The sequence below is a fragment of the Edaphobacter sp. 4G125 genome (assembly GCF_014274685.1).
GTDB lineage: Bacteria > Acidobacteriota > Terriglobia > Terriglobales > Acidobacteriaceae > Edaphobacter.
In genome coordinates, this window is sequence record NZ_CP060393.1 from 3,293,800 (window position 1) to 3,310,481 (window position 16,682).

Below are 16,682 nucleotides of genomic sequence, written 5' to 3' on the forward strand. Positions count from 1 at the left end.
TCCCCGTTGATTCTTCCCCTGGCTCCAAAATCGGAGACAGGCCCTGTGAAAGCCTGGAGCCAATGTGTCAGCATGATGACGTACGAGCCAGCTCCTCCGGATAAGAATCCAATGTTTCTCGAAAAACGTGTCTATCAGGGAAGCAGCGGCCGTGTCTACCCGCTCCCTGTCATCGATCTGATTGGAACGACGCCGAAGCCTAAAGCGTGGGAGGCCATCCATCTCGAAAATGAGTATCTGCGGCTGATGGTGATGCCAGAGATTGGCGGACGAATTCACGTTGGGATGGACAAAAGGACGGGATACGACTTCTTCTACCGTCAGAACGTCATCAAACCGGCTCTTGTAGGACTCGCGGGACCGTGGATTTCGGGAGGAGTTGAATTTAATTGGCCACAGCACCATCGACCTGCAACCTTTATGCCCGTAGAAGTGAGCATCGAGCGAGCGAGCGACGGAAGTGTAACCGTGTGGTGTTCCGATCATGATCCAATGTCCCATCTAAAAGGTATGCATGGGATCTGCCTGCGCCCCGGATCCGCTGTCGTGGAAGTCCGTGTCCGCCTATATAACCGGACACAGGATACGCAGACCTTCCTTTGGTGGGCAAACGTCGCCACACATGTTCACGAGCAATATCAGTCCTTTTTCCCAGGTGACGTCCGATATGTTGCCGATCATGCGAAGCGGGCGATTACTGAATTCCCTCTCAGTCAAGGGACCTACTATGGTGTGGACTATAAACGTCGTTCGATCGAAGGTATTCCGGCAGAGGAAATGCCCTCTTGCTTTGTCCCGGATGGCTCCTATCCGCCAAATGACCTCGGATGGTATGCCAACATCCCAGTGCCGACAAGCTACATGATTGTGGATTCGAAAGGTGATTTCTTTGGCGGTTATGATCACAAACGCGAGGTTGGAACCGTCGCGATTTCCAACCATCATGTGGCTCCCGGGAAGAAGCAATGGACCTGGGGAAATCATGAGTTCGGCTACGCTTGGGACCGCAGTTTGACCGACGGAGACGGTCCCTATGTCGAACTCATGTCCGGCGTATACACCGATAATCAACCCGATTTCTCATACCTCGCGCCGGGGGAGACGAAAACCTTTAGTCAGTTCTGGTATCCCATCGGTAATATCGGCGTTCCCAATCTAGCGACCGTCGACGGATCTCTCCGTGTCGAGGTTGGGGCTAGCGACATCGCCGTGCGCGTTCAAGTGACAACTCCTCGACGAAAGAGCACGGTCATCGTTCGAGCAGCAGGAAAGGAGGCCGGACGCTGGGTGGGTGATCTTATGCCTGAAGCAACATGGTCAGAACGATTCCGGTATGACGGCATGTCCACTGATCTAGAAGTGACCGTGCAATCTGAAGACGCGATGTTTCTTCGGTACGCTCCTGATGAAGTCACCCCGGTTGAAACACCCAATGTTGCGACCGAGCCGCCCTTGCCAAACGATATCAACAGCGTAGACGAACTCTTTCTCACCGGGATCCATCTCGAACAATACCGCCATCCTACCCGTAGCCCAGAAACCTATTGGAAAGAGGCGTTGTCTCGCGATCCCGATGACAGCCGCAGCAATCATATGTTAGGTCGCTGGCACCTCCGACGTGGTGAGTTCAAGCAGGCAGAACACTTGTTGCGCGTCGCGATTGCACGTCTGACCCGGAGAAATCCAAACCCTTACGATGGTGAACCGTACTATAACCTGGGACTAACACTACGCTATCAGGAGCGCATTGCAGAGGCATACGACGTGTTCTATAAGAGCACGTGGAATGCCGCCTGGCGTGCCGCGGGATATCATCGTCTCGCAGAGATCGATTGCCTTCGTGGTGAATGGCGAAAGGCACTCGACCATCTGGATCGTTCACTCATCTCCGACACCGACAATCTCTCTGCAAGAAATCTGAAAACTGTGGCGTTGGAACGACTGGGACGTAGAGAAGAAGCTCAGCGTTTGCTCCAGCAAACTCGATCGCTCGACCCGCTCGATCTATTCAGTCGTTTCCTGATGGAACACGAAATACCAGCGAATCCTCAAATGCGGCTCGATCTAGGGTTCGATCTGATTCGTTCTGGTCTTCTCGAAGAAGCTCTCGACGTCTTGGAAGCACACAACAAAATTCCATCCACCATGGTGCGGTACGCACGTGCTGATGTGCTACGACGTCTGAAGAGAGAAAATGAGAGCAACGAAGCATATCGTGAAGCTTCTCAGGAACATTGTGATCACCTTTTTCCCGACCGCTTAGAAGAACTTTGTGTCCTCGAAAAGGCTCTCGAAATCAATCCTAAGGATGCTCGTGCCGCCTACGCGTTCGGCAATCTTCTCTATGATCGTCGGCGACACAACGAGGCCATTGCATATTGGGAACTGAGTGTCTCCTCGGAGCCGAATTTTTCGATCGCATGGCGCAATCTAGGAATTGCTTATTTCAACATCCTCTCCGACAGTCGAAAGGCCCTCAATGCTTTTGAACATGCTCGCAGCTGTGCTCCAGCAGACGCTCGGCTCTTGTACGAGCAGGATCAGCTTCGGAAGCGCACGGGATTCACTCTTCAAGATCGCCTGGAAGCTCTAGAAAAGAATCGCCCCCTAGTCGATAGCCGCGACGATCTTTCGGTGGAACTCGCTTCCCTTCTCAACAGCCTCGGCAAGCCGGAAGAAGCTCTGCTCATTCTGCGTCAGCGACATTTTCAACCCTGGGAAGGTGGCGAAGGATTGGTACTCTCCGAGTACGTACGCGCAAATGTGCTCTTGGCACAAAGCAATCTCCCAAATCACCCTCAAAAGTCTCTCGAATTCCTGGATGCTGCCAATTCTCCACCTCGTAATCTCAACGAGGCAAAACATCTGTTGATGAATCTCAGCATGGTCGATTACTGGTACGGTGTTGCCTATACAACTACCCATCGCCATGAAGATGCCCAGCGCCATTGGTTACGGGCGGCAAGCCGCAAAGAGGATTTTCAGCAGATGCAGGTGCAACCCATTTCTGAGATGACCTATTGGAGTGCCATGGCTCTTCGCGAACTTGGTCGAGAACAAGAGGCAATTGGTCTGTTTCAACAGATTGAGTCATACGCGTTCCAGTTAGAACGTCAAACACCAAAGATTGACTACTTCGCAACGTCACTACCTGCGATGCTTCTGTTTGAAATGGACCTCAAGGAACGTCAAATGGTCACGGCGCGTTTCCTAGAGGCCCAAGCAGCACTGGGACTCGGTCAACGTGAACGGTCCATCAAATTGCTTGAACAAGTCGAGTTAATGGACCACAGTCACATAGGCATAATCGATATGCGCAGGCTGATAGCAGGTGGAACGTGCAAGGGCCAATAGGCGCGATATCGAATACCGCTTCGGTCGCGGTAGAACGCAAAGGATACGTGTGGGGGATTGCTTTAGTAGCCGCGTTGGGAGGCCTGCTCTTCGGCTACGATTGGGTGGTCATCGGTGGCGCGCGAGAGTTCTACGAGATCTACTTTCATCTGACCTCCGCTAACCTCGTAGGCTGGGCAAATAGTTGTGCTCTGGTTGGTTGCCTCGTAGGCTCCCTCATGGCAGGCTCGTTGGCCGATCGGCTTGGCAGGAAACCCGTGCTCCTGGTATCCGCGGTTTTGTTTGCCATCTCTTCCCTTCTCACAGGATGGGCCTCCGCATTTTCAAGTTTCATCCTATGGAGGATCGTTGGAGGAATCGCGATCGGGCTCAGCTCGAATGTGTCCCCCCTCTATATCGCAGAACTCAGCCCTTCATATCTTCGCGGACGGCTCGTTAGCCTGAATCAATTCGCAATCGTGGTCGGAATTCTGTTGGCTCAGATTGTGAATTGGGTTTTGGCCCGACCCGTGCCGGAGCATGCCACGCCAGAAGTTTTGCTGCAATCTTGGAATGTTCAGAACGGTTGGCGTTGGATGTTCAGCGCGCTCGTCGTTCCGGCAGTTATCTTTACATTCGCTTCTTTGTGGATCCCTGAGAGCCCTCGTTGGCTAGTGAATCGTCGACGTTTCAACGAGGCTCAGACAACACTCGAAAGAGTGGGAGGAAAAGAGTACGCCAAAGTAGAACTAGCCGGTATCGAGTGCTCGTCGGCGATGGAACAGAAGACGACCAGTCTCGCATGGCGTGAACTCATGCGCCCTCCTGTGAGACGTGTGGTCTTAGTCGGGATGGCGCTGGCCGTGTTACAGCAATGGACTGGAATCAACATTTTGTTCAATTACGCGGCCGAGGTATATCGGAACGCCGGATATGGAGCGAATGACATCTTTCTAAATATCGTCATCACCGGCACCATCAATCTGATCTTCACACTGATGTCTATGCTCATGATTGACAAAGTTGGGCGACGAAAACTGATGATTTTCGGATGTATTGGCATTGCCGCGTCTCATTTTCTCTGCGCATTTGCCTACCATGCCAGAATGGGCGGAATCGCTATACTTGCGCTCACGCTCAGCGCAATCGCTTGCTACGCATTGACGCTGGCACCCGTAACTTGGGTACTGATCGCGGAGATCTTTCCGCAGCGCGTTCGGGCACAAGGTATCTCGATCGCAATCAGCAGCTTGTGGATCGCCTCTTTCGCCCTAACTTACAGCTTTCCCATTCTGGACCGACGCTTGGGCACAGCCTCAGTATTTGCCGCTTACGGAATAATCTGTATGCTCGGATGTGCTCTTGTTGCGACTTCGGTTCGCGAAACCAAAGGCCAGAGCCTCGAAGAGATCGAGACTAGTGTATTGGGTAGATAGAAACTGAGGCGGATCTAACCATCTCTTCTCGCGGACCAATATCAGTTTCGCTTATGGCTTTTGACGATCGAAGATCGTAATTGTGCAATAAACTGGAAATCTGAAATCCGCATATCAATATCATTTGAGACAAAGCTGTAGCAGAATGCAAAAATTGGATGAGAAAAGAACTCGGGAAAATTATTTCGTTGGTCAAGGCTCTATATGAAAGACGAGTCAAATAGCGTTGGCATCAAAAATATTGCCAAAGCACTCAATATTTCGATTGGGACGGTCGATCGGGCACTCCATGGACGAAAGGGAGTGAGTGAGAAGACAAAGACTCGTGTATTACACGTGGCCGAACAGCTAGGATACAAACCCAATCTTGCGGCGCAGGCCCTAAAGCGAAATCGTCGTATTTCCATTGGCGTGGTCTTGCCACGGCATATCTCTTACTTCTTCGATCCCTTGCGGTCGGGGATTCGTGCTGCAGCAGCAGCCGCAATCGGTTCACAGGTCTCACTCGAGTTCCACGAGTATCCGCGAATCGGCATTGGAGACACGGACTCGCTGGAAGCTGCTCATGCCCGCAAATATGATGGAATAATCTTTCTTCCAGGTGATATTCAGAGATTCAGCCCTCTCATTCGAAAGATCTCGCGCAGTGGTACGGCGATGATGTGTGTCGGTAGCGATGCTCCCGATACAGGACGTGTTGGTTCCGTGTCGACTCATGCCTACGTTAGCGGTGCCATTGCGGCTGAATTATTAGCCCATAAGCTGACGCGGAGAGCCAATGTCGCCATCCTGACAGGTGAACTCTCTACCCTCGATCATGCTGAGAAATTGAGCGGATTTGCTGCAACGGTGGCCGTACAGGCACCTCATCTTACTCTCTTACCGACACTAGAAGGTCATGAGAAACCCAAAGAAGCATACCGCCAGGCATTGGCATTGATGCGCCGGAAGGATCGCCCCGAAGGACTCTACCTGAGTACCGCCAATAGTATGGCTGTACTTGAAGCGTTGGAAGAATTGGACCTCCTCGGTAAAGTACAGGTAATTGCGACCGACTTATTTCAGGATCTGACCACACTCATTAAGTCGGATAAGGTTCTAGCAACCCTTTACCAACGCCCCTTCACCCAGGGAAAACTTGCCTTTGAACATCTCATGGCTTATCTCATGAAGAGCGAACCATCTCCTCCTGTGATACGCTTGGCTCCCCATATCGTGTTGAAAAGCAATCTACAACTCTTTGCCAGTCGAGTTTCGGGAATTGATGAAGAAACCGATACTGAATTCGATACTCTCGCATAGAACATCCATCGCGAAGATTGAAGCGGCCGCAAGATTAGCCTAATGAGCTTCTCCTTCAACGAGGTTTTGGAATTTTTGCCATGAAATTCCAGCGGAAGTTGGTTGAAAAATCAGCTCCCAGTCTAGGTGATCGCCTGGCAACAGCAGACACGCCAATCGTCGATCCAATGCTTCTTTGAGCGTATTGCATGGAGCCGCGGTCGGCTCCATTGCAATCGCGTACTGCTGAGGAGATTGGCCTCCGGGCCATCCTCCGTAGCAAAGCCACAGGCCAAGATAGGGCAGGACTCTAGGCGGATAGGAGAGGATTAAACCTTGTCTGTGGCGCGTACGATATAGGCCGCAACGCCCCTTCATTGTCTGACGAGAGTAAAACATCTCCGCTTCGTCAGCATCTTTAGACAACACCGTATCAAGCTCTTCGCCCGGCCAAGAGAGGAAATCGCCCGTTTGCCCAAAGCGTCCTGTCTTTGAATATGTTAGCTGGAGAGTATCGATATCCGAGGGGAGCACAATGCGATCGCCCGCCTCAATTGCAAACAATGGGTGGCAAGCATACAGAAATGATGTATCGATCTCTGCGATATTTTGCACACTGTAGCGAATGGCGAGACCGCCCCCACGTAATATTACTGTTTTTCGAAATAAAAGCGGACGGCTGAATCCTGTCGCCGAAAGGGAGACGCGGCCTTCAGATTGTTCAGTCACTCGCCAGGAGAGTTGCCAAAAATCACCGTGATCAGGAACAGGGCCGCCTGCAGTTCGATCATCGCATGCTCCGACTGTTGGTAGACATTCCTCAATCCCAGCGCAAGGTCCGTGTTGGAATTGAGCATCGTAGCCGGGCTTGAGGTGGATGTGTTGATTGGTAGATTGGGTAAGGAATTCTATCCCCGTTGCTAAAGATTGCAAGGAGGTAATCCTACCGCCTTCTTCCGGCATAATCTGCACTATGAGATGCTCATTGGACAGCACCAAAGCTTTGTAGATAATACCGCTCACGCTATCGAGTATGAAGCATGCTGGACAGCGGAACAAGTAACAGGCTGCCTGTGGACGAATACAGCAATTGGAGAGGCTCATACGCAATGACCAGACAAATACTCATGCGCTGGTACAAACTACAACGAAGGCAAACCACGGTTCTCTCTCTGGACTGACAGAGCTCGTCCGAAATCTGCTTTATTTAATTGTTCCAACACACTGGACGACAAGTGTGATTCGCGTTGAAATTGATCTTCTAACAGGTATTCGCGGGAAACCATGGGCTAAACCCAAGTCTCCTCTATTTGTTTATGGCAGCCGAATGAGGTTAAGAGATGAAACGTAGAGATCTTTTGAAGAGCCTGTCGATGACTGCGGGAGGAGTTTTATATTCCCGTGATTTTTTGGGACAGAGCGCAAACCAGACCCAAACTACAGATAAAACAAAATTGGCAACACCGATTCGAGCACTGATACGTAGAAACGGAGTTATCAGTCAGCCAGTACAGATTCATCTCGAGAATACAGGCGCAACAAGCTTGGCGGTTACGAAGTTGGATGGAGTTGAAATCGATCGGCGCGACCTGGCCACGGGGTCAACAATCTATGAACTCTATCTCAAGCCGGTTTCTGCGGTTCAACGCTCTACGATATCCGTCGAGATCAATAGCAAAATTACCATCGAAGAGATCGAACGAAAACCAGTGCGGCAAATGTTGATTTACGTCCTGCCACATTCACATCATGATCTCGGCTATACCGATTTGCAAGCAAATGTCGAAGAGAAGCAGATTCGGAATATCACACGAGGGATCGAACTGGCGCGCAAGACGGCGAGCTATCCGGATGGCGCAAAATTTGTGTGGAATCTTGAAGTGCTGTGGGGAGCCGATCTCTACATGCGACGAGGTACCGAATCAGCGCGCCGCGATCTGATCGATGCCGTCCGAAAGGGCTGGATCGGCGTGAACGGCTCCTATGCCAACGAGCTTACCGGGCTTTGTCGCCCCGAAGAATTGTTACAGCTCTTTCGTTATTCGGGCCAATTTGGTCAGATGTGCGGTGTGGAGGTCAACTCTGCCATGATGAGTGACGTTCCGGGCTTCTCGTGGGGAATGGTAACAGCGATGTCGCAGGCCGGTATTCGATACTTTTCCGCAGCACCAAACTACTTCGATCGAATCGGTACATTCATGGTGACGTGGCAAGACAAGCCGTTCTGGTGGATTTCGCCGTCCGGAAATGAGAAGGTTCTGTTCTGGATACCATGGACTGGCTACGCGTTATCTCACGTGATGAAGCTGGGGAATGACTTGGTTTCTAAGTATCAGGATCGGATGGACGAGATCCACTACCCCTATGATATCTCCTACATCCGCTGGTCTGGCCATGGTGACAACGCCGAGCCGGATGTTGAGTTAAGCGATTGGATTCGTGATTGGAATCAGAAATATGAGTGGCCACGCTTCTCGATCGCCTCAACAACAACTGCTTTTTCCGATTTTGAGAAGCGTTATGGAACTCAACTACCACACTTCCGCGGTGATTTGACACCCTATTGGGAAGATGGAGCTGGTTCTTCAGCGCTTGAGACAGCAATAAACCGCAATGCGGCGGACCGAATCAGCGAAGCAGCAGCTTTGGCCGCGATCAAAAACTTTAATACCTACAATCCTGCCGCCTATGCGGATGCATGGCGCGATGTACTCCTTTATTCCGAACACACATGGGGAGCGTGGAATAGCGTCTCTGATTCCGAGAAGCCCTTTGTAAAGCAGCAATGGGATGTAAAACGAGCCTTTGCCATCGATGCCGAAAAACAATCAAATGCACTCCTCGAAAAAGCTGCGAGCGAATCGATCCATTCGGCGCCGTCCAACATGATCGAGATACAGAATGCAAGCTCGTGGCGCCGTACTGAGATGGTCTATCTTTCCCATAACATTTCCGAAGTCGGAGACCATGTTACAGACAGTCACGGCAACCCAATCGCATCCCAACGGATGAGCACGGGGGAACTTGCTCTTCTCACAACGGATGTACCCGCATTTGGTACATCCCATTACACACTCTCTGCTCACAAGGAACACATCCCAGCCAACCCGGTGTCGTATAAGAACTATCGCCTATCGAATGGCATCGTGGATGTATTGATCGATCCATCCAACGGCGATATTGCAGCAATGCATCTTCATAGCGAAGAACAGAACCTTGTAGATACAAAAAAACACAGGCTAAACCAGTTCTTGTTTCTTGAGGGTAGTAATAAAGATCATCTGAGATCCAGTGGACCATCAAACATCGTGGTCGAAGATCCGGGACCACTTGTTGTATCGGTTCGTATCGAATCCTCTGCACCAGGTTGTAAAAGCCTCACCCGGCGCATTCGACTGGGTGCAGGAATGGATTACGTTGAAATATCCAATACCGTCGATAAACTACAGGCTCCATTAAATCCGCATCCAGGCATAGGTGGACCTGGTGACGAATTCGCACAACGCGGCTCAAAGGAGAGCCTTCAGTTCGCCTTTCCCCTCTCCATTCCCAATGGCGAGATGACGATAGACATTGCTTTAGGCAATATGCGGCCGGAGGCCGATCAACTTCCCGGATCTTGTAAAAACTGGATTCCCATTGGGCGTTGGCTTGATATCTCCAATAAAAATATCGGCGTCACCTGGATTACGCTCGACGCGCCGCTGATAGAGATTGGCGAGATCAGTGCGACGATGCTTGGCTCTCAGAGAGATCCAACCGTGTGGCGGAAACACATTGATAAGACCCAGACCTTCTACTCCTGGGTAATGAATAATCATTGGGGAACCAATTACCGTGCCTACCAGGAAGGGGCCGTAACATTTCGCTATGCGCTGCGACCTCATCGGGGATATGACGCCGCGGCTGCAAGCCGTCTTGCGATGGGTCTTTCGGAGCCACTTCTGGTGCAAAAGTCGAGTTCGAGTCCCGCGTCCCCCCTGCTGCTGGTTGAACCCTCCGACGTGATAGTAGTTACACTCAAACCTAGCGAGGACCGCAAGGCATGGATCATTCGATTGTTCGGTGCCTCCGGTGAAGACCGAACTGTAAAACTGGTCTGGGCCTCTTCGCGCACCGGCAACTCTTGGCGAAGCAATCTTGCCGAAGAGCAGCTTGAGCCCGTAGGCAACGAGATCCACGTTTCTGGATGGGAGCTTGTAACATTACGTGTAGAAAAGAAAATGTGAAGAAACAGGTTCTTATTCCATACAAACCATAATGAGTGAGAATTCATCTATCGCTTCAGCGAAACTTTGAATCGACATTAGATGAATAGAACGCGACTTCTTACACACTTTGTCTGCAGACCAACAGTGCGGCCAAGCCCGAAACTAACGGTATTGACCATTAGCGAAGCTCAGTGACCATATGGTCTGATCTGCTCCGTCTATGGCGAGAGCTATATTGACGGTCTGGATTTGATCGACCCCACGGGGGTTATTGGATATTGTAAAACTGATCGGAATCGAGCATCATCCATGTCATGGTCTACTCTATCTGCTTCAGCGAATGAGTCCTATTGAACGCGATCCAAGCTTTTTCGGTACGACAGCAGGTTGGCCCGTGACTGGAGAAAATCCAATCAGCTCTTTCCTTTCCTGACTGGGACTAATGCGATAGGAGCCTCCCGCCTTTAACTCCATTGAGAGTATCCCCGTCGAATCCATTGGTAATCTGGCACGACTCCCATCCCTTGAAACGATATCAACGGTTTCACCTGGCCATGGGTTACGCATCTTTATTTCACTCGCTGTCTCCGCCTCGACGCCTAGGGTTACTATCTTCCCTGCCCGAATCTGTAAATGAATCCTGTTATTGTGTTGTATCTCGACAGTACCATCCGCATCCCAATTGTCAGGCCAGGCTGGTTTAACGCGAACGAGACCATCGTAATCCTGCACTAAGCCACTCTGAAGCGCATCGCTCACCACCCCGATCTGCTCTACATAAAACTCCGGAAATGCTGTAAGTTGAGCCATCCCTGAAGGATAGAACTGATAGCGTTCCGTAATTGTTTTTAAAGTAGACCTCATCTCTTCCCCTAGGCCAAGCCGCGCCGCTTGTACCGGGTCCGCGCTCCAATCGGCGCTGGCTTTGTTGGGTCGTTGCATGAATGTTCTAACCGCGAGTTCATGAAGAGGCCCGTCGTCGCCAATGAGGGAGTAAGGCCATACCGGCTCCAAACCGATATTCTCCTCATTGTGGACGATCGCATCCGGGTTATATGAACTCGCTATGATTGCCCGAGAGTTATTAAGCTCGGTTTCGGGAATCAATCCTGCCTTGTCAACAGTCCTCAACGGAAGAGCAGGAAGAGATGGGAGCGCCGCCTTCGCCGCTTGAACAACCTCGTCGTCGACTTTCAATGTTGCAGCCGCAATAATTAGCGCGGGGAACAAGGCTCGCATCGCCGCAACGTCAGTTGTAGGATTGCGAACATCCCAATTTGATTCGTGGGCGTTCGACGGATAAGTGTATAAAACCCCATTCGAATCTTTCCGTGCATATGCCAACAGAAACTCCGCCGCATTTCGCATAAGCGGATAGTGAGATTCAAGGAAGCCCAGATCGTCCGTATAGAGATACTGTTGCCAAACCCATAGCGCAACCTCGGCACCGGTCGAGATTGTACGTGCGTTGTAGTATGGACGGCCATCTTCGGTGCAGTTTATTCCAGGACTCTTTAGCCACGTCTCATTTTCATAACCAACGCCATTGAAACGCATTGTCTCGGGGATACAGATTCCCCGCCGACCCCGCATATGATTTTGGGTCCACTGCGCGATGGCGTCCATATTGTCGTTATAGAGATTGAAGTAAGGCTCATTAAAACGAGCCATTCCGGCGCCCAGGTTGGCAGAAACCTGCATCCGAAGATTCCAGTGCCAATACGCAGACGGCCCCCACCGATGATCATCGCGAAAAGAGGAGAACAGATCTCCAATTCCAGCCTGCGAACCTGGAAACCGGTCTCTGCTCTCAGCCGCAGTTGTGAATAGGTTGATCGCTCGAAGATTTTCGAAATACTCAGCTGAAAGATCGGAAGACGACAGCTTTAGCATCGCAACCGAGTTCCAGAAAGAATGCCACCACTTGCGGTGGTCGTCGCTCGTTAGTGCCATAGCTTTATCAAGAATCGACGAGCCAGTTCCTACAGCATCTCCCCCGTGCCACTCTGGAGCTGCAACTAATATTCTGAACGTCCCATCGACCTTCGGCCGAAATGTGACCTTAATACTCAAGGGGCTGTCACAAGATACCTGAGAGTCTCTACCATCAACCCGGATTGCACTCAATGAGCCGAACGTTAGGCCACTCGCACCCAACTCGTTAGTATCTCGCCAAGTCTCGAATAGAACTCCAACCCGGTTCTCCACCATTGCCTGCGGAGTCCTCCCGGGCCATAGTCTGAGTTCCACAACTTGAACAGCATCGGGAACCGCGCCTCGAACCTCAACAACCATCGCATCGACGCTCTCGTCTACGTAAGTGGTAGCCGTAAGCCCTGCGCCCTGTTCGACAAACTCTCCATCGTAGAGGTTTAGCCGGGCACTGTAATCAGAGGCCCGCGCAAGTTCTGCCAGTCCCGGGATGACCACTTGGCCAAGAGAGAGCCTAGATGGCCAGGTATCCCCGCGATTCAATTGCGCGGTGTAACCATCCTGAGACCATACACCCAGCCCAAGCCGTCCGTTGCCAAGAGGCATTGCTTCGGTTCGATCCGCATTCGCCCGTTGAAGAATAATGTCTGAGCGACCGACTATTCCAGGAACATCGATATGGAAGGTCCCGTCTTTCCATGCCGATGTCACCTCAGAAGTAACGGCGCCCTTGTGCTGAGCAACCATCGATAACGATGCAAACATAATCGTTACTGAACTGATGACCTGTAACTTACTCGAACGAGAGTGATACGCGTGTAAAGTCCTCATCTATTCGTGGTAACTCTCCTCGCATGGCATCAATGTTGCTCGTTCTCTTTATCAAAAGGCCAGCTTAATTCCCAGCCTCAGATATCGTTCATCAGTAAGCCTATTGCCTGGATTCGTCGAGGTGATCTGTCCAAATCCATTAAGGTTCACAATATTTGCATAATTGGGATTTCCATTGGCATCCGTCTGGTACTCGACGGACGAGACATTATTATTGTTTGGATTCGAGAAATGCGGAGTATTCGTAAAATTCAATGCATCCGCTCTTAGCTGCAGCGTCCATGCATCATGGAGCTGAAACGAACGAAATAGGCTCAGATCTAGATTCGCCGCTCCAGGTCCATAGATACTATTGAAATTTGCCGTTCCAAAACGCGCCTGAGAACTAGGCACAGGCTGGAATGCGGTCGGATCGAAATAAGGATTGGTTCGGTTGAATCCGAGTACCCTTACAGACTTGACTTGATCGGCTCGCTGTTGACTCCCGGGCGCATTCAAACCGGAACCGTCTGCGCTGATTGAGAATGGCGTTCCGGAATGAATAGAAAGAATGCCGTTCAATTGCCATCCACCCGCCAGAAAAGCCGCTACACCGTGAGTCAGCATGGCCTTGTTCTTGCCAAAAGGCAGCTCAGCCACACCACTCAGGTTGAAAATATGACGCATATCCTTCGGACTCGCCACTCGATTCAAGCGGAAATATTGTGGGATCGGAATTGCCGGAGTGCTGTCTCCACGTGTATCGCAGCATATTGCGATCCATTTGGACCATGTATAGCCGACATTCAGTTGGAATCCTGAGGTAAATTTATGCCCCAGATTGAGCTGCATTGAGTTATAGTTCATCGATTCAAGCGGTAGGACATTCACCTCAGAAGCGGTGATTCCATACAGCTTGTAAAACGGCTGGCTTGCCACGCCTCCACCAACCTGCCCATAGTTGAAGTTGTACCGTGTATGTTGATGGACCGTATGGGTCCCCACATAGGCTATCTGTCCCGTCCAGTTGCGAGCGAACTGTTGTTCGACGGTGAGGTTGTAAGACTCGATGTAGCCGCGGACGAAATGTTTTGGAGTCGTTGCGATCGAAACTCCCGGCACAAGCGGAATACTGCCAGCACTCAGATCCGGAGCCTGCACTACAGGGATTCCGTCACTAAGGGGTGCCACCGCAATGAAGGGATTGATAGCGTTATCCGAATATCCAATATTCGCAGGATAGTTATAGAGGCCATCGCGGAACATGTTCAACTGTTCCGGCGTTAGTGCAAATCCCGCACGAACAACGGTGTTTTCAATCGGCCGATATGCGATACCAGCCCTCGGCGCGAAGAGCGTTTTCTGAACGTTAATACCGCAATCACGCGGAGTCGACCCTTTGCCACAAATCAGATATGTGTTTGTGTCGAAGTCGTACCGTTCGATTCCCCGGTCGGCGCGTGTGGGAACAGGGAAGTACTCCCATCCCGTTCCATAGGTGATAGTAAGCTTTGGAGATATTCTCCACTGATCGCGAGCATAAAAGCTGTACTCCCAGGTCCGCAGTGTCAGAGGTACAGGGTTCTGGCTGTTGGATCGACTATTTTCAAGTCCAAGCAGGAAGTCGGCATAACTATTGAATTGATTGGTGCTTGCTCCTCCGTTGAGAGAAGTCGAGCCTCCGCTAAAGTAAAACTGCGTCGGCGTTGTCTCGCGATGGTTCATATGTTGTTGGCTAATATTCACCCCGAACTTGAGATTATGGCTCCCTCGCGTCCAAGTCAGATTTGCGGAGTATTGGAACACCGGGTCGTTGTATTCCAGATAGGGATACGAATAGCCATATCCTGAATACCCATTGAAATTGAACTGCGGGAGTCCTCCAGCTGCGGGTAGGGAGCCCAAATTCGTTCCCGGAATTCCCAACGTGTCAGAACCTGCCTTGACGTTATCTTGGATAGGGATCAACAGCTGATGTGCACGCGTGAAGCCCCACGATCCGTCAAGCAGAAGGTTCGGGGACAATAGATAAGATGCTCCCACTGTACTTGCATAGGTATTGCCATGCTGGCTGGGTGTGTTCGATCCCCCCAATTGTTCACCGAATACCGGAACCTGTGTGCTGTTATACGGATAGCTACTGTATCTGCCAATAACCCGCAACCTTGAACTTGGGTTCCAGTTGAATTTTGTATCAATCTTGTGCAGCCGGTACGTCGTAGGCGTGTTCACAAAGTAGTTGTTTGTATAAGGGCCAAACTGTGTCGTGTTTGGTTGAGGTACAAGGGCAATCAGCTTCTGAGTTATTGGGCTAAGACGCGCAGTCGGAATTCTGTTCCCCACGAACGACGTCCTACCTGCTCCATTGGCTTGATTGCCAGTCTGCGGGTCATAGATAGCCGTCGATACCCCCGAAAAGTCACCAGTTCTCATGGCCTGCGTGGGAACCGTTGTAAACGTGCTGCTTCCCTGCACCAGGAAATCCCCCTCGTAGCTTCCGAAGAAGAAAAGTTTATCTTTCAGGATTGGACCGCCAATTGTTCCACCAAAATCATTGTCGATGAGCTTCGGCAGACGAGTTCCAACAGGCTGGAAATATGGACGGGCTTTCAGCGCATTGTCCTGATGTAGTTCATAGAGCGACCCATGAAACTTATTTGTTCCACTCTTGAGCTGTACGTTTATCTGCGCTCCACCCGCAAGCCCCTGCTCCGCCTCAGGGCTGCTCGTCACAACGTTCACAGACTCTATCGCTTCTGTAGATGGAACTGCGGTTGAATAGAACTGCACCCAGGGATTTACCGCGCTCACACCATCGATACGAACATCAGTGCTGCTATCGCCAGTTCCGTTTGCTTCGATCACGAACGAGCGACCGGGATTATTCGTGCCTCCTCCTCCGGCAAAATCGGGGCTGGGAGGGGCGACGCCGGTAGCCAGGCCCACAAGCCCCTGATAAGTACGAGTAGGTTGTGGGAGGTCCTGAAGTTGCTTAGCGTCAATGTTCGTATGGACATCCGCCTGGTCGGTTTGTAACTGTGCATCACCCGCCGAAACCGTGATTGTATCGGCTATAGACCCAATCTTCAGGGTTGCGTCGACGCGCACCGCAACGTTGGAACCTACCACCACATTCTGTGTCTTGTAAGTTGAAAAGCCATCTTTCGAAATTGTGATCTCGAACTTGCCGGGCGGGACATTCCCTAGCAGATATCGCCCCGCTCCATCCGTCGTTCCTACTATCGCAGTGCCCGTATCCACGTTGCGTGCCTGAACCTTCGCATCAGGAATCACCGCCTTAGAGTCGTCCGTCACGTTTCCAACGATATTCGAGTAGAGAATCTGACTGTAAGCGGATGGCCCAAAAGTCATAACGACAAGGAAAAGCAAAATCGAAAGCCGAAGCAATTTTCCGTAAAACCCATTAGATGTTGATGTCGCCATTGTTCCTCCTAGTTGCCAGCTCGCCCTCTCTACATTGGGTGTCCCTGCGGCGGTTATCCGAAAATCCCTAGCCGGCGCGGGTTATCAGGCAGCGTGCTTGAAAGTTTGCATATGTATACCTATACATTTAATCGGCATCAGCATCTATATTGGAATTCAAAGCACATTGTCAACCAAAATTTATTGGCCAAAAAAACGTCCACCTATCGACCGCTTTCTTCGACACCGCGCAGCT

Annotated in this window: 7 protein-coding genes; 4 read left to right on the top strand and 3 right to left on the bottom strand. The window is 51.0% G+C overall.

Features of this window, described 5'->3' with window-relative positions; all coding sequences use genetic code 11:
- Nucleotides 1-72: 72 nt before the first annotated feature.
- From H7846_RS13685 to H7846_RS13695, 3 genes are all read left to right on the top strand, one after another.
- Nucleotides 73-3,354 (top strand): tetratricopeptide repeat protein, encoded by a 3,282-nt coding sequence (locus H7846_RS13685; protein WP_255460645.1) that lies wholly within the window; start codon nt 73-75, stop codon nt 3,352-3,354.
- Complete coding sequence (locus H7846_RS13690) at nt 3,339-4,769, top strand: sugar porter family MFS transporter (RefSeq protein ID WP_186692794.1); 1,431 nt, start codon at nt 3,339-3,341, stop codon at nt 4,767-4,769. The genes H7846_RS13685 and H7846_RS13690 overlap by 16 nt, the downstream gene beginning before the upstream one ends.
- A 204-nt stretch (nt 4,770-4,973) precedes the next feature.
- Nucleotides 4,974-6,071 (top strand): LacI family DNA-binding transcriptional regulator, encoded by a 1,098-nt coding sequence (locus H7846_RS13695; RefSeq protein ID WP_186692795.1) that lies wholly within the window; start codon nt 4,974-4,976, stop codon nt 6,069-6,071.
- Nucleotides 6,072-6,110: 39 nt separating this feature from the next.
- Here H7846_RS13695 and H7846_RS13700 read toward each other — a convergent pair whose 3' ends face one another.
- Nucleotides 6,111-7,073: an aldose epimerase family protein gene (locus H7846_RS13700; RefSeq protein ID WP_255460646.1), complete on the bottom strand. Its 963-nt coding sequence runs from the start codon at nt 7,071-7,073 to the stop codon at nt 6,111-6,113.
- A 521-nt stretch (nt 7,074-7,594) separates the two neighbouring features.
- Between H7846_RS13700 and H7846_RS13705 the strand changes: the two genes are divergently transcribed.
- Nucleotides 7,595-10,279: a glycoside hydrolase family 38 N-terminal domain-containing protein gene (locus H7846_RS13705; RefSeq protein ID WP_222597511.1), complete on the top strand. Its 2,685-nt coding sequence runs from the start codon at nt 7,595-7,597 to the stop codon at nt 10,277-10,279.
- Between the two features lie 315 nt (nt 10,280-10,594).
- Here H7846_RS13705 and H7846_RS13710 read toward each other — a convergent pair whose 3' ends face one another.
- Both H7846_RS13710 and H7846_RS13715 read right to left on the bottom strand, forming a co-directional pair.
- Nucleotides 10,595-13,024 (bottom strand): glycosyl hydrolase family 95 catalytic domain-containing protein, encoded by a 2,430-nt coding sequence (locus H7846_RS13710; RefSeq protein WP_186692800.1) that lies wholly within the window; start codon nt 13,022-13,024, stop codon nt 10,595-10,597.
- Between the two features lie 51 nt (nt 13,025-13,075).
- Nucleotides 13,076-16,447, bottom strand: a complete 3,372-nt coding sequence (locus H7846_RS13715) for a TonB-dependent receptor (RefSeq protein ID WP_186692802.1) — start codon at nt 16,445-16,447, stop codon at nt 13,076-13,078.
- Between the last annotated feature and the right edge of the window lie 235 nt (nt 16,448-16,682).